Origin of the sequence: Marinomonas aquiplantarum (assembly GCF_003314975.1) — a bacterium.
GTDB lineage: Bacteria > Pseudomonadota > Gammaproteobacteria > Pseudomonadales > Marinomonadaceae > Marinomonas > Marinomonas aquiplantarum.
In genome coordinates this window covers 61,941-83,812 of the sequence record NZ_QNRF01000007.1, presented here as the reverse complement: position 1 = coordinate 83,812, position 21,872 = coordinate 61,941, and the positions used below count along the sequence as shown (strand labels likewise).

Here is a 21,872-nt window from a genome sequence, read left to right as displayed (position 1 = left end):
TTCGATTCAATTTTTTAAAAGCTGCTTTTTAGTACTCAATAACCACATCTGATTTCGGCACAGTACAACAAGATAAAACATAGCCAGCTTCAACATCTTCATCTGTGATGCCACCATTATGATCCATCTGGGTTTCGCCCTCTTTTATCATCACCTTACAGGTTCCGCATATACCCATACCACAGGCTTTTGGAATCATTAAATCCAGTTTAGCCGCCGCATTATGTAAGGTTTCGCCTGCTGATATTTGGATGCTCTTACCACTGCCTTCAAACTCTACTCTCAACAGATCGGCTTGGCTGACCGCATCCGCTTCGGCCTGCGCTACTTCGGCTAACTCAATGGCATCCTCCACCACATCCACAGGAGTCGAACCAAATGACTCTTCATGGTAATGAGACATATCAAAACCTCTTTCCTTTAGAAGTTTTTTCACGGCTCGCATATAAGGCTCAGGACCACAACAGAAAATTTCTCGCTCCATAAAATCAGGGGAAATCATGTCCAATTTCGCCGCGTCCAAGTAACCGCGATACCCCTGCCAAGGCAAACCGTTTTCCATACGCTCCACAATCAGATACAAACCAAAATTATCCAAGCGTGCTGCCATGTGATCCAACTCACGAGAAAAAATAACATCTCTTGGCGAACGCGCACTGTGAATGAAGGTCATATCGACTTCGGCATTGGTATCAAACCACCAACGCGCCATGGACATCAGCGGTGTAATGCCCACACCACCAGATAACAAAAGCACTTTCTCAGCAGGAAAATCAATGCAGTTAAATTGTCCAACAGGACCATGTACTGCAAGCTCAACCCCCACCTTCATATTGTCATGCAGCCAGTTTGACACTTCACCGCCTGGCACCCGTTTGATTGTGATGGAAAAGCTGTAAGGCACGGATGGGGAACTGGAGATGGTGTAAGACCGCATCACTTGTTTATTGTCGATTTCCAGTTCTAAAGTGACAAATTGGCCAGGCTTGAAGAAAAACATGACAGGTTGTTGCGCCATAAAACAGAAGGTCTTAACGTCCCAGGTTTCATGGATCACCTTCACACAACGTACATTATGACGACCATTCACCCAAGTTTGGGTATTAACGGGAGCAAAGTAATCGGCTGGAGCATTGTTCATATCTGTCATCGCATCTGTCCTTCAAAGTAAAGAAGTCGTTATCACCATTTCGAGCCATTTTGGTGGCTATGCTCAAAGTCAATTTAACCGTGAACGACAATAACTTGCTCAGGGCAGCCAAGGGCATGATTCATCGACTATTGAGCGTCGATTTAAATACCACCCCGTGTCGTGATTGGGCATTTCCGTATCCACTATTTAAGACAATATGGCGACATTAATGCCACCCAATTCCATCAATCTTTTTGTCAGTAAGGTCCAGAAAGATGAATCAACAAGATTTACTCAACATTCGTCACGCTAGTTTAGCGGATGCTAAAACCGCCATGAGCGATCTACTAAAGTCCCGTCCAACGCACTATTCGTTAGAGGCGCCGCTTTATAATGATCCACATATGTTTCGCATCGACATGGAAGAAATTTTTCAAAAAGAATGGTTATTTGTTGGCATGACCAGCGAAATTCCCAAAAAAGGGGACTATTTTACGGTTGAAATAGGTCAAAATCCGGTACTTATTGTTCGCGACGCCGAAGGCAAGGTAAACGCTTTTCACAATACTTGTCGTCACCGTGGCTCCGTCATTTGCACCGAACACAGAGGTAAGGTCGCGAATCTAGTCTGCCCTTATCACCAATGGACTTATGACTTAAAAGGCAACCTGTTATTTGCTGGCACCGAAATGAACAAAGACTTTCAGCTGCAAGAGCATGGTTTAAAATCAGCCCATTGTAAAAACGCTGGCGGCTTTATTTTTATCTGTTTAGCGGAAGAAGCACCAGATGATGGCTTCGATGATTACCTAGCGACACTGGAAACCTACATGGAACCCTACGATGTAGAAAATACCAAACTTGCTGTAGAATCCACCATGTATGAGAAAGCCAACTGGAAATTGGTACTCGAAAATAACCGCGAATGTTACCACTGCTCTGCCAGTCACCCAGAGTTGTTAAACACCCTATTAGAATGGGATGACACTGAAGATCCACGAGCCTCACAAGACTTTCTAGATCACTATGCTGAACAATCGGCTCAATGGGACGCCGAAGGCATCCCACATAAACACCAAAGTTTTGGTGAAGTACAGCGAAACCGTATTGTGCGAATGCCTCTTAAAAAAGGCACACACGTTATGACCATTGACGGCACAACCGCATCCGACAAACTATTAGGACGAATCAAAAACCGCTCACTTGGTTCCATGCGTATCCTGCATTTACCCAATTCTTGGAACCATATGCAGTCAGATCACTTTATTGTGTTCAGAGTGCTGCCAATCTCTGCACAAGAAACGCTGGTCACGACCAAATGGTTTGTTCATAAAGACGCAGTAGAAGGTGTGGATTACGACCCTGATAATCTCAGAAAGGTGTGGGACGCGACTAACGAGCAAGACAAGGTGCTTGGTGAACGCAACCAACAAGGGATTAATTCCATTGGCTATCAACCTGGCCCCTACTCAGAAACCTATGAATTTGGTGTCATCAATTTTCTTAACTGGTATGCCCATACAATGCAAAAGAATCTAGCGGATTCATAAACCGCCCCAAAGAAAATCCATAGCAAGTAAGACATAAAAAAGCGAGCACTCAGCTCGCTTTTTTATGTGTCATGACGCACCCACAATAGAGTTACAAAATGCGTTTTAACAAGCGATCCGCTTTCACTCGAAACACCCGTTTCAATAACTTTTGAATGGCCAATGGGTAATCACGACGAGTATCAAGTTGCAGGTAATTAGAAACGGTTTTCGTATGATCAAATATGTTGCCAAATTCAGCCAAAAACTTCTCCTCAAGAAGCTGATGATTGTCCTGAACCAATAAGCCATTCTCTAAATCTAACGCCCAGGCCCTCGGATTAACATTATTCCCCGTCAACAAGGCTTTATTTCGATCCACCCAAAGACCTTTAAGATGAAAACTGTTGTTATCATGACGCCATAAGTAAATGGATAAATCACCAGAAGCCAGATATTTTCGATTCGCGCGGGCAAATTTACGTAAAATAATTTCGTACAAGTAAGGTAAACCACCAATGGCTTTAAACGTCTGATCCGGTGGAATATAAAAATCGTTTGCGACCTTATCACCCACAATGATATGCGTTTTCACCCCACGCTTAATAGCTCGCTTCACCTCTCTCAAAACCACCTTAGGTAAATTGAAATAAGGAGTGCAAAGGTACAATTCATGTTTTGCTTCAGCAATCATTTCAACAATGCATTGATTCAATTGATTGTCTTTTTTACCGATTCCCACCAAGGGTGTAATGCCAACATGTTGATCATCAATCAACTCACTTTCTAGCGGATAAGACGCTTCCGACAAAGACATTCGGTATTGCTTAATTAGGGGCTTGAGCTTCTTCGTCGTTGGCCACTCACCTTTGGTAAAATCTTTTACCACTATGTGCCCTATCATCATCTGTTCAATAAAACTGGTCATGCTGTCTGCCAGCTTTTGGTTCTCAATAACGTGATAACGATCAAAACGATATTTGTCATGACGATGCAAATAGACATTGTTCAGACTCGCACCACTGTAGATCACAGTATCATCGATAATAAAGCCTTTTAAATGCAACACACCAAAGACTTCTCGATGACGAACCGGCACCCCATAAATGGCGATTTGCTCTTTGTATTTCTGAGCAAACTCTTGATACATCGCCGCGTTGCCCTCGCATGCTTCGGCACCAATTAAACCTCGTTGTGCACGATGCCAATCAACACAAATCACAATATCTAAATCTGGACTACGCTGTTTCGCTTCATACGCAGCCGTCAAAATCTCACGTCCAGCCTCATCATTTTCCAGATACAGCGCCACCAGGAAAATTCTCGACTTCGCCGTTCGGATAGCCTCTAAAAGATACTCACGATACTCAACAGCAGAATGAAGAATATTAAAATTGTCTGGATGAACAGAAAAAGCAGGTAAAGAAACAAACAAAGAGGGTTGTGGCATGATACTTAAATGCGACCTTAATAAAAAAACAGTGAACTGTAACAAATCTGCCTCTGAATTTCGTTAAAAATTTCATAAAGACAGACAGGCTTCAGAAGAAAAGACGAACAAAGAGGCTTTATTCGTCTCTTACCAAACTAGCGACTTAAATTACTCTCCGTGTTGTTGAAAAAAATTCAGCAATAATTCATTAAAAGCAATTGGCTGCTCCCAATAAGGCGCGTGCCCAGCTTCCCTAAATATGTAGACCTCAGGGTCAGTCCAGTACTTAGCATATGAACGCAGTCTGGATGGCGGCATATACATATCTGAATCGCCAGTAAATAGCAAAACAGGTACCTTCACGGCAGCAAGCTGATCAGGAGTCAGGGTGTTTTCTAAAGGAATAGCGACTCGTTTCAAACGAGAGATCTGTTCAATAGCCAACCATTCTTTCATACCCTGCGGATTTGACTCTCGATAATTTGGACTCACCTCTTTTAACAGTACAGGCATGGCCTTATAGCCTTCAGGAAAAAGCGTGTCATCCGTTGCACGATAATTAGGATCACCAATTTTGCCGATGGTAACGCCAATGGTGATACTCAATAAACGTTCTGGGTGTGAAACAGCCACATCCGGCACAATATCTGCTCCAGCGGCTAAACCGACCAAATGAAAACGCTCCACGCCCAAATGATCGACCACACTTAACAAATCACTCATGCCACTTACCTTGACAGTATCATCCGTTATCTCAGTGTTTAAATGACCGCGACGTGAGTAAGAAATCACACGATAACCTTTGTTTGCAAAAAAAGGCTGCTGGTATTTCCAAATTAACGCGCTACTTGAAGCAGGATGAAGAAGCACAATGCTTTCACCTTCACCGCCCGTATCCCAATACCAAAGTTTGGCACCATCCACCTCAACGTAACCTTCCATTGCAGGAACCTGTTCTGGTACTGGCTCCCATTCTGTTTGAGGGTCTATCAAATAATCATTTGATATCTTCATCGTCGTTGACTTCGTTGGATTACAGCCTGTTAATAGCGCCACTAAAACACTACCAATCACACCAATTTTTAATAAGCTCATCTATTTTCCATCCCTATTCAGATTCGTAAAAGAAATCGTCTATATCTTTTAAAAACACTTATCCGTTTGAGCTTCAATTCTCCTTATCAAAGAATCTAACAGGTTCATTTCCATTAAATTCGTTCATTAGGCTTTCTTGGCCACTCGTTTTCCATGATTAGGCGTTCACAATTCGTTTACAAAAACACACAATCAATTACAATAATATAAAATAAAAATTCGACTTGTAAATACTATTTTCAAAACTTCTTTTTCAAAAATTTTATCCAAATAAGGAAATACTCAATGACTTTGAATAAAAAGCTTGTTGTCACCAGCTGCAGTATTCTCATACTGGTCGCCGGTATACTCACTGCCATTTCCATCGTCACTATGAAAGGACAAATCACAAAGGATTTAACCAGTAATATGCTCAATTATGGGCAAGCCAGTTCAAATCAAATATCCACATGGTTAAAGGATAAGCGCCAAGTCGTCACGGCATTAAAAGGCGTGGTAGAAGCGAACCCAAATAATGACGACATTATTTTAAGATCTCTAAGACAGACGATCATTGCCGCCAATTTGAGTTCATTAGTGTATGGTTTGAAATCAAAGGATGCTTTCTTTAGGCGTGGCAAAAATGTACTCAAAAATTACGATGTAACTAAACGTGGTTGGTATCAAACAGGTCTAGAGAATACTCAAATGACCATCACTGAGCCTTATGAAGGAAAATCCTCCAAAGCCCTACTCATTTCCATTGTTCAACAAACACAGCAAAATGGTCAATTTCATGGTGTTTTAAGTGCCAACGTTAATTTAAGCGGCATTGATGATGTTGTTTCCGCCATGGCAGTACCTGGTAATGGTTATGCTTTCATCGTCTCAGACTCAGGCAAAGTCATTTCCTACCCTGCCAACACTCCTGACTCTGAAACTAAAAATGATTTTAATAACAAGCCGCTCGCGGAAGTGGATGCAAGCCTTAATCTAAAGCTCATCCAAGAAAACAGTCATTCTCAGGAATTGTCTTCAATTAACGTGCAGAATACTGACTATTTAATGTCTTCACAACGCATCCAAAATACTCCATGGACCTTGGTTCTACTTGGAAATAAAGACATTCTAATGTCGCCAGTGACCAATTTAGGTGTCAAGCAGGTCGTTGTTGCCTTGATTCTAATGCTAGCTTCGGTAGTGGTTTTAACCCTATTAATTCGTACTTTAATGGCAGACCTATTAAGAGTCTCAAATGCTTTGGAAGATATTGCTCAGGGTGAAGGAGATCTAACGGTTCAAATCAAAACAGACAATCAAGATGAAGTTGGTCAACTCGCGACAAATTTCAATGCCTTCGTTTTAAAGTTAAGAGACATTATAAAAAACATTGATCAGCTGACCCACGACTTATTTGAGCAAGCCATGTCCAGCGCCAATTCCGTTGAAAACAGCACCAAACGACTCAATGTTCAGCAAGATGAACTGATCTCAGTTGCCTCAGCGGTTGAAGAAATGACATCTGCCACTCAAGAGATTGCTCACAATGCAGAAATGACGGCGGATAACTCTAACAAGACAGTGACCGTCAGTGGCAATGGTCAAAAGCTCTCCGGTGCCAGTTTAAATTCCATTTCTCAATTAGCTCAGGAAGTCACATCGGCCAGTCAGGTCATTACAGAACTCAATAAGCAAGGGGATAAAATTAACAGCATTGTTTCAACCATCAGCGACATCGCCGAACAAACCAACCTACTGGCGTTGAATGCCGCGATTGAAGCGGCCCGTGCTGGCGAACAAGGCCGTGGATTCGCTGTGGTGGCCGATGAAGTTCGTGTTTTATCGCAAAAAACCCATGCATCAACGGAAGAAATCTCCGCCATGATCTCCAATTTACAAACGACTACGACCAAAGCGGTCAAGGTCATGGGATTGTGTCATGATCTGGCCAACACCAGTGTGGATGATACCCAAAAATCGGGAGAGAACTTCAGCGAGATAGCCAAGGCCATTGAACAAATCAATATGATGACGGTTCAGATTGCGACGGCGGCAGAAGAACAAACCAGTGTGACCGCCGAAATTGGCAAAAACACTGTCGCGGTTCGTGACGTTTCTTCGGAATTATTAGAGGAAATGTCAGAAGGACTCAAACAAGCTAACGACTTAAAAACTTTAGCAGAGTCACTACGCGAGCAAGTCAATAAATTTAAGTTATAAACCTCTCGTAGAAAGATCAGGGCACGTCCGTCGCCCTGATCTTTTCATCTTCTAATCTTCTTCGTCTCGAACTCTTTCCATCCTTAGAATGGAAGTTCATTTAATTCGACATGATCTCTTAAAAAATGACTCCAAGCTAAATCCACTTCCTTAATCTCCCCTTTGATCCAACGACGAAAGTTCTGAACTTTGTCATATTGGAAATGCGGTGCGGGGGCCACCAAATAAAAATCGTATTTAGATTTCATATAGACTGGCAAAGGGCAAATTAACAGGTCTTTCTGAAGCAGCTCATAAACTAAACTAAACCGCATCATGGCCAACCCTTGGCGAGACAATAACGCCTCTACTAAGGAGGTAGAGTCCGCAACGTGAAGGTGTGACTTCAGCGGCATATCATACATTTTCAAGAAGGTTTGTAACTTAGGCCAGACATGATCCATATCCGGCCCGGTATCTGTGATGATCGGAATGCGACTGAGTTGTTGCTCAATGGGTTCATCTTCATGACACAAGTCAGAATGACAAACTGGAATTAAAAACTCTTCAAATAACAGCTCAGATTGCAGTCCTTCATATTCCCCTTGACCTAAACGAACACAGAGATCCAAATCACTATCTGAAAAATCCGATAGACCTATGCTAGGACTTAAGCGTAAATTAATATCTTCGGCCTGTTGCTGAAAATGCCCTAAACGCGGCACCAACCATCGACTGGAAAAAGACGGCACCACACTGATCACCAAGGTATTCGGATTCGCATCTTCTGCTATCCCTCTTACCCCATCTTCCAACAAACGAAACGCCTTCTCTATATATTCATAAAGGTATTGGCCTTCCGATGTCAAAGTCACTTGTCGAGTACGTCTCTCAAACAAGGCAACACCAAGGTGTTGCTCAAGGGTCTTAATTTGCTGACTCACCGCTGCCTGGGTGACAAATAACTGATCTGCTGCCGCCTTGAAACTCAACGTCTCAGCAGCATAGCGAAACGCCTGCATGGATTTTAACGGTGGCAAACTTCTTGATCGAGACATGACAACACCATAGTTAAGTTTTTCTTAATCATATCCGGTTTTTTCTCGTTTGTCGCCACACCAAAAATTGACCATTATTTCATCACGAAACGACAAAAACTCATTAGGAGGTCATTATGAAAGCGCATTACAACCAATCATCCGAACTGGACACCGTCTGCACAGTAATTGCTGAAAAACAGAAAAAAACATTAGCTATGCTAAACAGTAAAAACTGGCGTGCTCTTTTTTCTAAAATGCATCATAACTGGAAAACTCGAGCTAGATTAAACCAATTAAATGACGCTCAACTGAAAGATGTAGGTTTAACCTCCAGTGATGTATATCAAGAAGTTCATAAACCTTTATGGAAATAATCTTACCTTATCACGCCACTATCCGACCCAGCGCTATTGGGTCGGATCCATTCTCGTCCACACTGACCCGCTAGAAAACCACTTTAGTCAAAACCCAGAACGCTAGCCTCTATCTAAACCTCACTTATTGTTTATTTTTTGGTCAATTAAGGCTAACGTTAAATGATCTTGTAAAACACCTAGACAAGGAATTAATGATGAAACAAATCACTTTATTGCTCGTCACTTTTCTACTCGTTGCTTGCTCCAGTAACCCTATGGGTACCATCAGTGTGCGCTCTGTTAATCAAATGGGAAGCCTAGAATCTCCTCTCGTGAATAGCCATGATCTAATCAATGATGAAAACACTATTTTTAAAACGGAAGACGATGGCTCTACTGATGGCGATGATGTTTATGCCATTTACTTAACAGATAGTTATCTTAAATATTTATCCGATTGGTGGGGAATAAATGAAGTTATCTTTGTTGTGGAATTTACAGAAGCAGTAACGGGTAATAGAGAATCCGATACTACCACAAAAATTCTTGGGCCTTATGAAGACTTAGCTGATGGTATAAAAGCGCCATTTTTAAATAAAGCGTTATATGGGCCAAAAAAGATGGAGAGCGATCTGCTTAGTATGAACATTAAAGTGTATGAGTATGATCTGGATGAAAGTGATCAAAGCTCTGCCATGTTAGAATTTATCGCCTCGGCAGCGGAAAGTTTCTCTCTATCTGACCCTATTACTTTGGGAGAAATAAAGGTCGCAAAAGAAATTGCTAATACTCTACTGCTAGCAAATGAAAATGACTTGGTCATGAATCTTGATGTGGACTTTGTAGCGGGTAATGCAAATTACGCCTCAAGCAATCACTCTAATGTTCTTCCATTAAAAAGTGGCCAAGTCGTCATAGTAAAACAAGAAGGTTGTAGTGTCGCAACCTGCTACGACTATTTCAGCAAAGGCGGGTCTAACCTACCTGGACTAATTCCAGATTTCTTCATGTTAATCCCAACCACATTAAACCGAGCCTTCATCGATACTCCCGATGGCTCTAGCCTTGAAGAGTTTAAAGACAAGAACTTAAAAGTTACCAAGGCCGGCCTCACTGAATTTGATGATAATGGCGCATCAAAAGGACTCTACAAAGATAAAACTTGGCTAAGATTGAACATAGTCAAAGGCGGCGATGCCTCACAATGGCTAGCACGCAAAGCTTTGTACCCTTCTGCGGAAGAAATAGAAAAACTGCTTAAAAATCCAAACAGCTTCAAAAGAGAGAACTTAGAAAACATCATTCAAGGGTTAAGCGACGCACAAAAAAGTATTATCGATGCAACCGCTAGCGTAAAAATGACCTCTTTAAAAAGTCACAATGGAATTCATTTCATTGATCAAAAACAACCAGATACCAGCAGCAGCTTATGCATCAAATACCCTGATAATGTCGATATTACAAACGTCTCTTTGATCGCAAAAAACAGCAATTTAACCACACAAGCGTCATTACTCAGTCAAGCAAAAGGCGCCTCATGCTATCAACTAACACCCGCTGAGGGTAAGAATGCATTCACTTCAGATTCAAAACCTAGCTCAGCGTCCTTTCTTGTGAACTACAACATTAATGGCAGCGACAAGGTTAAAAGCATACCCATTTCAATCAGCACACAAATTGCTGAAAGTGATTTTAGCTTGCAATGCATCCTAAACGACACCACCACGCCATCAAACTATCAGATCAAGATTGCCGACGGAAACAATAAATCCAAACAGATTACCAGTCTATCCATGAGCGGGCATGACACGTTGTTTTCCATGGATAACAACGAAATCAGTTTAGTGGGAGTATTTACCGCAACAGGACCGCAAACCATTTCGATAAACGGCGTACTAGATGGCCAATTCAAAAAGACAATATCCTGTATTGACGAACCTGAAACTTAAGAATGGAAATAACACGGCCAAAGGCTAGGACATGCTTTCCCCCCGCATCCATGTATGGGGCAGCATATGGATAACAACTCATAAAATCTGGTCGAGCTTTATCTTTAACTCGACCAGAATGACCTTGATATAAAAACATCGCCTTAGACCGTGAAGCTTTAGTAAGGTGAACCGACTAATCGATTAAAATCCAGTTAAGTAGGCTGTTAAAGCGGCTCAATGTGAAAATGTTTTTCTATGTCATCATCTGACACTTTCTTCAGTCACTTTTCTGATTCGCCTTAACAAGAGATTACACTATCTGTGATCTCTTCCGTCTAATATCTATGGCTACCGAAACTATGTAATACAGTACTCAGAGGAAAGATCATGCAGGACATTATCAGCGACATCGACATCCATCAATATTTACCAGACGCCATTGCTTGGGCAACCAACCTATTACTTGCCATTGCCATCTTATTAATCGGCCTATGGATAGCCAACAAAGCCAAAAACCTTGTTATACAAATTAGTAAAAAGCACGACAAACTTGATGACACCCTGTTCCGATTCTTAGGCAGCCTCGCCCGTTATGTCGTGATGGCATTTGTCCTAATTGCCGTATTAAACCGCTTTGGTGTACAGACAGCTTCTATTATTGCCTTACTGGGTGCCGCTAGTTTGGCGATCGGGTTAGCATTACAAGGTGCCATGTCCAATCTGGCCGCGGGTGTGATGTTGCTAATTTTCAGACCTTACAAAGCGGGAGACTTCATTGACGCAGCTGGACGTTTTGGTAACGTCACGGAAATCGACTTATTCACCACCATATTACAAACCTTCGATAACCAGCAAATCATCATTCCGAATAGCCAAATTTGGGGTTCCCAAATCATCAACCACTCCCATTATCAGGTACGTGGCGTAGACATGCATTTTGGAGTGGCTTACGCAGAAAATACGGATGCAGCACGTAAAGTGATTGAAAGTGTACTCGTGAACCACCCACACGTTTTAAAAGACCCAGCTCCCTTTATTGAAGTGGAAACACTAAACGACAGTTCCGTCGACTTCTTAGTGCGACCATTCTGTCAAGGCGAACATTATTTCAACATCCTTTATTCCGTACCTGAACAAATCAAAAAAGCACTGGATGACAACAATATCGAAATCCCTTTCCCACATCGAAAAGTAATAGTAGTGAACGAAAACGCCCAATCATAAGTCACCAAGACAATAAAGGGCGGGGTTATCCCGCCCTTTATTTGCATAAAAAAACACCAATCATCGACAGATGTTCTCTTAACCTTCTTGATTTAAACCAAGCTCTTTTTGCTTTTTCTTCGTTAAGCCCAAAGACACAATTCGATAAGATTCGGCAAGGTAATACAAAAGCTCTTCATCAAGTTCCGCCGAGCCCTCAAACTGCTGTATCCATTTCATACCGCGAGACGCAAGATACGGAGCGGGCCTATAGCCTTGCTTATGGCTTAAAAAATCATAATTAAGTGGTGAGGTTTTAAAGGTAAAAGCTGGAAGCTTCTTATCATTCCAACCTCCAATAGCGAACACTTTCCCACCAACTTTCCAAACTTGGGAATTCCCCCATTGCACCACATGAGTCGTTGCAGGTAAGGAACCACAGTAGTGATTGAAGTCATCATAGGTCATATTTTGGCTCCTTCGGTCAAATCTGTTTACTTCCTACTCGCCTTAAACAGTAGTGAATGTATGGAACGTAATCCAGTCAGAGCCCTTTTTTGATTTTGCTTTGCCAGACGGCTTGATAGTCACGATCAACAAATAGCGATTAATCGGCTAAAGAATCAAGCCCCCTTAGTATCAACCAAAGCCCTATTAATCTCCTTCCATGTCAAACCTGTGACTTTTTTAGGCTGATCAGTAATGGATTGCGTTAACTGAATAATTTGTCCTGCAATGGAAATGGCTATTTCAAAAGGTTTTTTCCCCGCCACTTCAGGAATACCAACAGGGCTGTGTACCGAATCAATTTCCGCTTTACTGAATGAGGCACTGGCCAAACGCTTTTTAAAGCGCATGGCTTTGGTCTGTGAACCGATCAGGCCGATAAAGCGACAATCTTTGCGATCCAACAAGGCCTCCACCAGCTGATAGTCCAAGGCATGATCGTGAGTCATGACCAAGGCTATTTCATTGGCTGCCATGGCCTCCACATGCTCCAGCATGGAATCGTATACTAAGGGCATTACGTTGCTCGGCAAATCACTCGTTTTCTTGTCTTGAGCAAGGTTAGTACGACTGTCTACCCAATGGATTTTAGCTTGCATTTGCCCCAACACATTGACCAAGGTCGTCGCCACGTGCCCCATACCAAAAATGGTGATTTTAGCGGCAGGCTCAGGAAAATATTCCAACAAAACACTCACCGCGCCACCACAACATTGATTGGTTTTAGCCGCAAGCGGGAAGTTTTCCAATAAGTGAGAAGGACCCTCACCCGCCTCCAATATAGCGCGGGCTTTTTGGCAGACAGCGTATTCCAATTGGCCACCACCAATAGTGTCAAAACTGTGTTCAGCAGTAATCACCATCTTGCTGGCCGATTCTCGCGGCGACGAGCCCTTGGTGCCGATAACGGTCGCCATGACCCAAGCCTGACCAGACTTCTCCACCTCAGCCAGCGCTTGAATCCAGTTTAATGAAGACATCATAGCGTTACCTCCTCTCGTCTATTGCTCTGACGCTATCGCGCCAGCCTGATAGGCTTTCGCTGCTTGCAGAGCATAATACACAGCTTCAGGTGTAGCCGGTGCAGACAAAGGTGGCGATAACTGATAATCACACACCGATGCACACGCGTCTTTTAACGCACACCAAACCGAAATCCCTAACATCAATGGCGGCTCACCCACCGCTTTGGAGCGATATACCGTCTCTTCACCGTTAGCACGATCAAACAGCTTCACTGTGAGCTTTTCAGGTACATCGGCTGAGGTTGGAATCTTATAATTAGCCGGACTGTTGGTGGTAATACGCCCTTTGTCGTCCCAGCTCAATTCTTCTGACGTCAACCACCCCATGCCCTGCACAAAGGCCCCCTCTATCTGGCCAATATCAATGTGCGAGTTAATGGAATCGCCTACATCATGCAGAATGTCCACTTGCGTCACCTTGTATTCTCCCGTCAAGGTATCGACAATCACTTCCGATACCGAAGCGCCATTGGCGAAATACAAGAAAGGTCGACCTTTTGCGGCTTTTCTGTCGTAACCAATTTTTGGCGTTTTATAAAAGCCTGTTGACGACAAAGACACCCGATTCATATAAGCCAACTTGATGAACTCAGGGAAGCCCATGCTGTCCGTGCCCAAACTAACCACATCATCGACAATGGCAAAGTCTTCTGCCGAAATAGCAAAGTGCTCAACCGCGAATTCACGCAATCGCTCCTTAATCGTATTGGCGGCGTCTAAGGCCGCCATACCGTTCAAATCGGTTCCCGCGGATGCGGCAGTTGGTGACGCATTCGGCACCTTATCGGTACGTGTAGAACCCACATTGACCCTTTGATAATCAATGCCGAAGGCTTTCGCAACAATTTGTGCCACCTTGGTGTACAAACCTTGGCCCATTTCTGTACCACCGTGACTCACATGAACGCTGCCATCTGTGTACACATGCACCAAAGCCCCGCCCTGATTAAGGTGTTTAGAAGTAAAGGAAATACCAAATTTCACTGGCGTTAAGGCCAAGCCCTTTTTCAAAAACGGGCTTTGTTTGTTGTAGGCTTTAATGGCCTCACGGCGAGCACGATAGTCCGAACTCACCTCCAACTCCTCGATCAAGGTTAACAACACATCTTCTTCGATCTGCTGACCATAAGGCGTAGTGTCTTTGCCGGTTTGATAACAATTCAGCTTACGAATGTCTAACGGATCCTTACCGACTTTGCAGGCAATTTCCTCGATGATGTTTTCTGCTAATAGCACGCCTTTTGGTCCACCAAAACCACGGAAAGCGGTATTAGAAACCGTATGGGTTTTGCCTCGATAACCACTAATACGGGCATTAGGTAAGAAGTAAGCATTATCAGCGTGGAACATGGCTCGATCGACCACACCGTCCGATAGGTCTGCGGTACAGCCACATTTGCCCACCATGTCATATTCTGCTGCGACGATTTCACCTTGCTGAGTGAAGCCCACTTGATAGGAATTCCAGAAGTCGTGACGCTTACCGGTCTGCACCATATCGTCTTGACGAGGCATACGGTATTTCACCGGACAACGGTTACGCACCGCCAGAACGGCCGCCATACAACCGAGTGTCGCCGCCTGCGATTCTTTACCGCCAAAGCCGCCCCCCATACGTCGTGTTTCCACCAAGACTTGAGCAACCGGCAAATCTAACACCCGCGCCACCAATTTTTGCACTTCCGCTGGGTGTTGCGAGGAAGCAAACACCTGAACACCACCGTCTTCATTCGGCACAGCGACACTGATTTGGCCTTCCAAATAAAAATGCTCCTGACCTTTAATGTAAAGATCCGACGACAAGGTATGCTCAGCTTGTGCTAACGCCGTTTTACTGTCTCCACAACTAATGGTATGGGTTGGCAAAACAAATTCTTGTCGCGTCAGTGAGTCTTTCGGATGCAAGGTAGCAGCTTTACTTTGATAAGTGATTTCCGCCAGCTCGACCGCTTGTTTCGCTGCACGCAAACTGGTAGCCGCCACGGCGAAAATAGGCTGGCCGATGTAATGAACAAAGTCCCCCGCCAACAACATATCACCGCTTAGAACAGGTGAAACATCTGGGTCTCCGGGAATGTCTGCTTGTAAAATCACATCCACTACACCTGGATAGGCTTTTACCTTATCTAAATTAATGGACACTATGTCGGCAAAGGCTTCGGTGGACTTGCCTGTGGCGACGTGAAGCTCGTTAGGCCACTCAGGCATGTCATCAATGTAAACCGCTTCTCCCGTCACATGTTTCATCGCAGATTCATGAATGGGTAAGGCTTTAGCAGCCTGTGCGGTGACAAGATTGTCTGGTAATTTACGCATGCTTTGCCCCTTCTTGTTGACCGATTTCTTGACCGAGAGACAACCAAGATTCAGGTACTGGATGACCTGAAAAGCTTGGTACTGTATTACCATTTAACTCTAACCATGTTTTACGTACTAAATTGCACGCCATGTCGAGACGGTATTGGGCGCTGGCACGCATGTCACTCATGGGATTCAGCTCCTCACGCAGAGCCTGCAAGGCTTTCTCTAACGCCACGTCATCTGTGACCTTTGCAGTCTGTAAACAGGCTTCCGCCGCTTTCACGCGAATAGGTGTTGCTGCCATACCGCCAAACGCGAGGCGAACCTCAGTCATCTGGTCTCCATTGAGGGTAAAACGTGCTGCCAATAGAACACTGGAAATATCGTCTTCCATGCGCTTCGAGACTTTATAAAAGCGATGAAACTCAGCAAGCTTATCAAGCGAGAGATGAAACGCGACAATGCATTCATCCTCTGCTAATTGGGTTTGCTTGTAGCCTAAATAGAAGTCTGACATCTTCACCGTACGGCTAGAACCATCGACTTTGTCCAACCTTACGTCGGCATCAAACGCCAACAAAATTGGCGGCATATCCGCAATCGGAGAGCCATTTGCCACATTGCCGCCAATGGTGCCGCGATTACGAATTTGTCGTGACGCAATCCGACTTAACAGGTGATAAAGGTGCGGATAAGCGCTTTTACTGAAATTTTCTAATTGGCTGTAAGTGACCCCAGCCCCAATGATAAGTTGCTCACCCTGTTCTTCTAACTGCTGAATCTCAGCCACATTGTTAAGATCAATCAGTACATCAAAGTCTTTATAACGCTGGGTATTTTCCAGCATTAAATCCGTACCACCGGCAATAAACTCCGCTTCTGGGTGCTGTTTTTTCGCCGCTAAAGCTTCCGCTAAGCTTGTAGGACGCAAGTACTTTGTATTAGCTGCTGGGTTATCTAGGTCGGCTAATGCCGTTTTCAGCCAGTCTTGCTGACTCAATAGATGACCTTGCTGTCCTTCCATTGCTAACCCCGCCTCAATAATAGGTCGGTAGCCAGTACAGCGACATAAATTTCCAGAAATGGCATCACATACAGATTCACGGTCAATGTTTTGCTCTTTTACCGACGAATTCTCATACAAACCGGCCAACGACAAAACAAAACCTGGCGTACAAAAACCACATTGAGAACCATGAGCATCAACCATGGCTTGCTGAGCGGGATGAAGACCCTCCCCCAACTGGGCTAAATATTCAACCGACACCACATGTTTACCGGCTAACGATTGCACAGGTGTAATGCAGGCATTTAAAGTGGAATAGGTCACTTCACCCTCTTCAATCGCACCAACAAGGAGCGTACATGCGCCACAATCGCCCGATGCGCAGCCTTCTTTCGTCCCCGTTAAACCACGCTTTTCTCGCAAGTAGCGTAAAGCGGTAAAATCACTGGGGAGCGATGTTTCCTCGACGACGCGATCATTTAATATAAATTTCAAAGCTCTCTCCTTATGTCTCTTTGCCTGTACCGATGCAAAAACCTGACCAATCGTACAGACTTTTAATCATTAAAGCTCATTCCCAGCCTTTTCACAATTCTCTCAACCAAATTTGCATGCACCCTACCTTATGAAACCATGATGTCAAGAATGCACTCTTATGATCCATTTTAGGTGAGTTCGCCCTGTTTAGCTTACTTTGATCCCTTTCACACCTTTTCTAGCAATCCTCCATCGAATTTAATTTTTTATTTATTTCAATAACTTAAAGTTTATTAAAGACAAGAAAAAGAAACCGGAATAATTGTTGCAGAAGTTATATTAATGAAACACACGAATCATGTTTCGTACATTTTTCCTTTAAGGCCTCGTAAACCAACGGAGAGAATCCATGAAAAAAGCATTACGCGTTTCCTTACTTGCCAGTCTAATTGCCAGCACTTCAGCCATTGCTGCAGACCAAGTTACTTTTCAGCTAGATTGGTTACCGGGCGGCGATAAAGCACCTGTTTATGTGGGGATTCAACAAGGGTTCTTTGCCGAGGAAGACTTAGAAGTCAGTATCGCCAGTGGTCGTGGCTCTACCGATGCGTTAACTAAAATGGCCACAGGTCAATCTGATATTGGTAGCTCCGACATCAGTGCCTTAATGGCAGCAAAAGCACAAGACGACGTGCCTGTTGTTGCGGTTATGCCTTATTTCACGCAAGCCCCTCACGCTTTTTTCGCACTGAAAAGCAGCGGCATAAGCTCCATTAAAGATTTAAAAGGTAAAAAAATTGCGACCTCTCCTTTTACCTCCTCTAATGCCTTCTTACCTTTGGTGTTAAAAGAAAACAATTTAACAGAAGATGACATCAAGCTGGTGAAGTCCGACCCTGGCGCTTTGGCTCCAATGATGATCACGGGCAATACCGACGCCATCATTGCTTGGGTGACCAATACGGCGTTATTTATTGCACAAGCTAAAGAAGCCGGTAAAGAGATTGTTGAAATGCCTTGGTCTGATTCTGGCTTATCTTTATACAGCTCTTCTCTACTCGCTTCCGAGCGCTTCCTAGAAGAACGTCCAGAGGTGGCGGAACGCTTTATCAAAGCCTTTGCTAAAGCGGTGAAATTTACCTATGAAAATCCACAAACCGCTGGAGAAGATCTTCACAAGATGGTGCCTGAAGTAGACGCCAACATAGTAGCCGCGCAGATCAAAAGTATTACAGGTTTAGTCTTTAACGATGTCACAGAGCAAGATGGTTTTGGTCACTTTACGTCTGAGCGTATCAAACAAACTTGGCAATACGCTGCCGAAGCAAATGGTTTAAGCCAAGACGCCCTTGACCCTGAAACAGCAGTAAACAGCCGTTTCTTCAAGTAATTCAACTGTTATAAATCAAGGTAGTCTTTACATGGATCAAGCAAAAAACTCAGCCTACGTCAGCATGAAAGGCGTCGGCCATCAATACGCCCCTCAAGCACCACTGGTCGTAAAAGACATTGATTTGGACATTCACCGCCACGAATTCGTGGCGGTAGTTGGCCCTTCCGGGTGTGGTAAATCTACGCTACTACGCATGGTATCTGGCTTACTGATCCCATCTCAGGGTGAAGTCTCCGTGTTCAATCGTCCCGTCACCGAGCCTCGTGATGATGTGGGCATTGTCTTCCAAAAAGCCAATTTATTACCTTGGCTAACGGTTCGGAAAAATGTCTTATTTCCGCTCAAACACAAATACGGCAGTTACTCCGCAGCAGACGAGAAACGCGCTAACGAATTACTGGAAATGGCTGGATTAACACAATTCGCCGACAAAATGCCCGATGAACTGTCTGGCGGTATGCAGCAAAGGGTTGGCATAATTCGCGCTTTGCTGTTGAACCCTGACATTCTACTAATGGACGAACCTTTTTCTGCGTTAGACGCCTTAACACGAGAACAGATCGGTTTCGATCTGTTAAAAATATGGCGTGAGCACCCTAAAACGGTCCTATTCATCACCCACTCCATCAGTGAAGCCGTATTGCTCTCTGACCGAATTCTGGTGATGAGTAAACGTCCTGGTACAGTTTTAGACCTGATCGAAGTGGATTTACCTCGCCCTCGCTCTTCTAAAACCATCAACTCCCCACGCTTTGCTGAGCTAACCGACCTAATTCGAGGCTATATTTATGAACCAGACGTCCCAGCCTAAGCTTTGGCTTGCTCAGCAAGCAAACCGTTTCGCTCCTGCGCTTTTCTTTATTGGTTTAGTTTTATTATGGGAGCTTATTTGTCGTGTTGGTAAGGTACCAAATTACATTTTACCTTCGCCATCTGCCATTATAACCGCCTTCTTTAACGTGGAATTTTCGCGTTGGATGATACATTTGTGGGCCACATTAAGAGTGGCTCTGATGGGATTTGTGCTGTCGATCATGATCGCCATTCCTTTGTCGATCGGTATGATGCGCTCCCAATTGATGAATCGCATTCTGTACCCTGCCTTGATCGTCATCCAATCCACGCCTGTGGTGGCAGTCGCACCATTGATTATTGTCTTACTGGGCACAGACGACCCATCTCGTGTATTGATTACTTGTTTGATCACCTTCTTTCCCTTGGTTGTATCAACCACCACAGGCATGTTGGAAACACCGCCGGAAATGATCGAACTCAGCCAATCCTTACGAGCACCGCGCTACCGTGAAACCTGGCAAATTCGTATTCCCTATGCCATCCCGCATATTTTTAGTGGCTTACGTGTCTCTATTACCTTAGCCATTATCGGCGCTGTGGTAGCAGAGTTTGTCGCCGCAGAAGAAGGGTTGGGGTATTTCATCCAGTTCTCCACCTCTTTCTTTAAGATCCCTCAGGCGTTTGCCGGTTTAATCTTCTTATCCGTCATCAGCTTATTGTTGTTTAAGTCTGTGCAGTGGATTCAGGCTTGGTTCTTTCCTTGGAGTTTACCGAAGAAAAAATAGCCGAGAGAGATTACGTACATAGAGAAGAATATTTAGAGAATAAGCATGACCTTATCAGCACAAGACACCACATTGTCCGAACAAGATAAAACCTTCCTCCGTCAAAGCTTTGCTTTGGCTGAAGAAGCTAAACAACAAGGCATTCACCCATTCGCCGCCCTATTGGTAGACGCACAAGGCGAAGTCCTGATGACTCAAGTGAATGGCTATTTACCTGACTTTGATATGACAGGTCACGCCGAACGTAAGTTAATGACACGCGCCAGCAAAGCGTATCGCCCTGACTTTCTCGCCAAATGCACCATGTATGTCTCGGCAGAACCCTGTGCTATGTGCGCTGGCGCTTCCTACTGGGCAGGATTAGGACGCCTAGTCTATGGCCTAAGTGAAGCCAGCCTGAAAGGCATTACTGGTAATCACCCTGAAAACCCAACCTTGGACCTTCCCTGTCGTACTGTGTTTGACTCTGGTCAGCGTAAAGTCAAAGTGATTGGTCCTTGCTTGGAAAAAGAGGCCGCAAAATTGCATGAAGATTTCTGGTAATACCAAAATTTTATAAAATTCGGAGTAGAAGCTGTCAGGCGATTCAAACCAGTCTCGCTAGGTCATTGCTCCATTTCCCAACAGTAAGATTAGGAGATGTTATGACCGCTTCATACTCACTTGAAGAACTCAATCGTGAAACAACCTTTGGTGGTGCTGGACAAGACGCCGACGACAGAGAAGTTCGCGTCATCGATATGAGCGATTTTGAAAATCGTCGCGATGAAATACGCGAACAACTTTGGTTAGCCGCTACCGAAATTGGTTTTTTCCAACTTAGCCACCATGGGATTACCCAGCAAGATATTGATGCTGCTTTTGCGGAATCCGAACGTTTCTTTGCTCTACCTGAAAGCATCAAAGGCAAATACCCAAGACCCAAAGGTGTTAACGCCGGTTGGGAAAGTCGCAGTCAAATTCGCCCTTCTACCGGCACCCAAGATCAAAAAGAATCCTATCAAATTACTCAATACCATATGGATAGACTCTGGCCTACCGAGGAAGAGCTGCCCAACTTTCAGGCGAATACGCTGGCATTTGAAAAACAATGCTGGGAAGTGGGCATGAAGGTACTGTCTTGCTTTGCTGAAAAATTGGGCTTTGAACAGGATTTCTTCAGCAAAGCCCATGATCCACACCAAACCGACTACCAAAGCACCTTACGTTTATTGCATTACTACCCAACTCAAGGTGTGACGGAACAAGGCAATATTTGGCGAGCTGGTGCTCATACCAATTTTGATTGCCTGACTTTGCTCTTCCAACATGAAGGTCATGGAGGATTACAAGTCTGTCCTGGGGAAGAAGCACAAAGCCAACGCTGGACCAACATTCCCCCACGTGGCGATGTGATTACATGCAACATTGGCGACATGCTGATGCGCTGGAGTGATGACCAACTCAAATCCAACCTGCACCGCGTACGCCAGCCAAGAGTTGATGAATACTGTGGTAGCCGCCATTCCATTGCCTTCTTTTGTCAGGCTAACAAATCACAAATCATTCAAGGGCCAAACAAACGCTACCAAGCAATTCGTGCCGATGACTTCCTTAATCAGCGCATCCAAGCCAACTTTGTTGAAAATAAATAAACAAATACAGTCAAACTGCATAAACAGCAGTTTGGCTTACATTTCCTTCATGC

General features: G+C 44.1%; 18 protein-coding genes. 10 read left to right on the top strand and 8 right to left on the bottom strand.

Annotation, left to right across the window (positions count from 1 at the left end):
- Positions 1-28: 28 nt before the first annotated feature.
- Positions 29-1,150: an FAD-binding oxidoreductase gene (locus DFP76_RS13305; RefSeq protein WP_113875134.1), complete on the bottom strand. Its 1,122-nt coding sequence runs from the start codon at positions 1,148-1,150 to the stop codon at positions 29-31.
- 257 nt (positions 1,151-1,407) lie between these two features.
- Here DFP76_RS13305 and DFP76_RS13300 point away from each other — a divergent pair, with 257 nt between their 5' ends.
- Positions 1,408-2,682: an aromatic ring-hydroxylating oxygenase subunit alpha gene (locus DFP76_RS13300; RefSeq protein WP_113875133.1), complete on the top strand. Its 1,275-nt coding sequence runs from the start codon at positions 1,408-1,410 to the stop codon at positions 2,680-2,682.
- A gap of 91 nt (positions 2,683-2,773) precedes the next feature.
- Here the strand turns inward: DFP76_RS13300 and pssA are convergent, their stop codons facing one another.
- Entirely contained in the window at positions 2,774-4,111 is a 1,338-nt protein-coding gene (pssA, locus tag DFP76_RS13295) for a CDP-diacylglycerol--serine O-phosphatidyltransferase (RefSeq protein WP_113875132.1), read from the bottom strand.
- Positions 4,112-4,261: 150 nt separating this feature from the next.
- On the bottom strand, positions 4,262-5,188 hold the full coding sequence (locus tag DFP76_RS13290; RefSeq protein WP_113875131.1) for an alpha/beta fold hydrolase: 927 nt from the start codon (positions 5,186-5,188) through the stop codon (positions 4,262-4,264).
- A gap of 285 nt (positions 5,189-5,473) precedes the next feature.
- On the opposite strand from DFP76_RS13290, the gene DFP76_RS13285 reads away from it, so the two are divergent.
- Complete coding sequence (locus DFP76_RS13285) at positions 5,474-7,387, top strand: methyl-accepting chemotaxis protein (protein WP_113875130.1); 1,914 nt, start codon at positions 5,474-5,476, stop codon at positions 7,385-7,387.
- Between the two features lie 83 nt (positions 7,388-7,470).
- On the opposite strand, the gene DFP76_RS13280 is transcribed toward DFP76_RS13285, so the two are convergent.
- Positions 7,471-8,424, bottom strand: a complete 954-nt coding sequence (locus DFP76_RS13280) for a LysR substrate-binding domain-containing protein (protein ID WP_113875129.1) — start codon at positions 8,422-8,424, stop codon at positions 7,471-7,473.
- A 116-nt stretch (positions 8,425-8,540) separates the two neighbouring features.
- Between DFP76_RS13280 and DFP76_RS13275 the strand changes: the two genes are divergently transcribed.
- The 3 genes from DFP76_RS13275 to DFP76_RS13265 all read left to right on the top strand — a co-directional run bounded on the left by DFP76_RS13275 (position 8,541) and on the right by DFP76_RS13265 (position 11,917).
- Positions 8,541-8,780, top strand: a complete 240-nt coding sequence (locus DFP76_RS13275; RefSeq protein ID WP_113875128.1) for a DUF1127 domain-containing protein — start codon at positions 8,541-8,543, stop codon at positions 8,778-8,780.
- Positions 8,781-8,974: 194 nt separating this feature from the next.
- On the top strand, positions 8,975-10,711 hold the full coding sequence (locus tag DFP76_RS13270) for a hypothetical protein (protein WP_147084214.1): 1,737 nt from the start codon (positions 8,975-8,977) through the stop codon (positions 10,709-10,711).
- Positions 10,712-11,080: 369 nt separating this feature from the next.
- The gene (locus tag DFP76_RS13265; protein ID WP_113875126.1) at positions 11,081-11,917 is read left to right on the top strand and encodes a mechanosensitive ion channel family protein; all 837 of its coding nucleotides are present in this window, start codon (positions 11,081-11,083) and stop codon (positions 11,915-11,917) included.
- Between the two features lie 78 nt (positions 11,918-11,995).
- Here the strand turns inward: DFP76_RS13265 and DFP76_RS13260 are convergent, their stop codons facing one another.
- The 4 genes from DFP76_RS13260 to xdhA form a co-directional block, all read right to left on the bottom strand.
- The gene (locus DFP76_RS13260) at positions 11,996-12,364 is read right to left on the bottom strand and encodes an MmcQ/YjbR family DNA-binding protein (RefSeq protein WP_013795915.1); all 369 of its coding nucleotides are present in this window, start codon (positions 12,362-12,364) and stop codon (positions 11,996-11,998) included.
- A gap of 155 nt (positions 12,365-12,519) precedes the next feature.
- Positions 12,520-13,386: a xanthine dehydrogenase accessory protein XdhC gene (gene xdhC, locus DFP76_RS13255; RefSeq protein WP_113875125.1), complete on the bottom strand. Its 867-nt coding sequence runs from the start codon at positions 13,384-13,386 to the stop codon at positions 12,520-12,522.
- Positions 13,387-13,404: 18 nt separating this feature from the next.
- The gene (gene xdhB, locus DFP76_RS13250; protein WP_113875124.1) at positions 13,405-15,744 is read right to left on the bottom strand and encodes a xanthine dehydrogenase molybdopterin binding subunit; all 2,340 of its coding nucleotides are present in this window, start codon (positions 15,742-15,744) and stop codon (positions 13,405-13,407) included.
- Entirely contained in the window at positions 15,737-17,230 is a 1,494-nt protein-coding gene (gene xdhA, locus DFP76_RS13245; RefSeq protein WP_113875123.1) for a xanthine dehydrogenase small subunit, read from the bottom strand. The genes xdhB and xdhA overlap by 8 nt, the downstream gene beginning before the upstream one ends.
- Before the next feature lie 391 nt (positions 17,231-17,621).
- Here xdhA and DFP76_RS13240 point away from each other — a divergent pair, with 391 nt between their 5' ends.
- The 5 genes from DFP76_RS13240 (at position 17,622) to DFP76_RS13220 (ending at position 21,819) form a co-directional block, all read left to right on the top strand.
- Positions 17,622-18,602, top strand: a complete 981-nt coding sequence (locus DFP76_RS13240) for an ABC transporter substrate-binding protein (protein ID WP_113875122.1) — start codon at positions 17,622-17,624, stop codon at positions 18,600-18,602.
- Positions 18,603-18,633: 31 nt separating this feature from the next.
- A complete protein-coding gene (locus tag DFP76_RS13235; RefSeq protein WP_113875121.1) occupies positions 18,634-19,416 on the top strand; it encodes an ABC transporter ATP-binding protein in 783 nt (260 codons plus the stop codon).
- Positions 19,394-20,185: an ABC transporter permease gene (locus DFP76_RS13230; RefSeq protein WP_113875120.1), complete on the top strand. Its 792-nt coding sequence runs from the start codon at positions 19,394-19,396 to the stop codon at positions 20,183-20,185. The genes DFP76_RS13235 and DFP76_RS13230 overlap by 23 nt, the downstream gene beginning before the upstream one ends.
- A 45-nt stretch (positions 20,186-20,230) precedes the next feature.
- Entirely contained in the window at positions 20,231-20,728 is a 498-nt protein-coding gene (locus tag DFP76_RS13225; RefSeq protein ID WP_113875119.1) for a nucleoside deaminase, read from the top strand.
- A gap of 101 nt (positions 20,729-20,829) precedes the next feature.
- Positions 20,830-21,819: an isopenicillin N synthase family dioxygenase gene (locus tag DFP76_RS13220; protein WP_113875118.1), complete on the top strand. Its 990-nt coding sequence runs from the start codon at positions 20,830-20,832 to the stop codon at positions 21,817-21,819.
- The last annotated feature ends 53 nt before the right edge of the window (positions 21,820-21,872 follow it).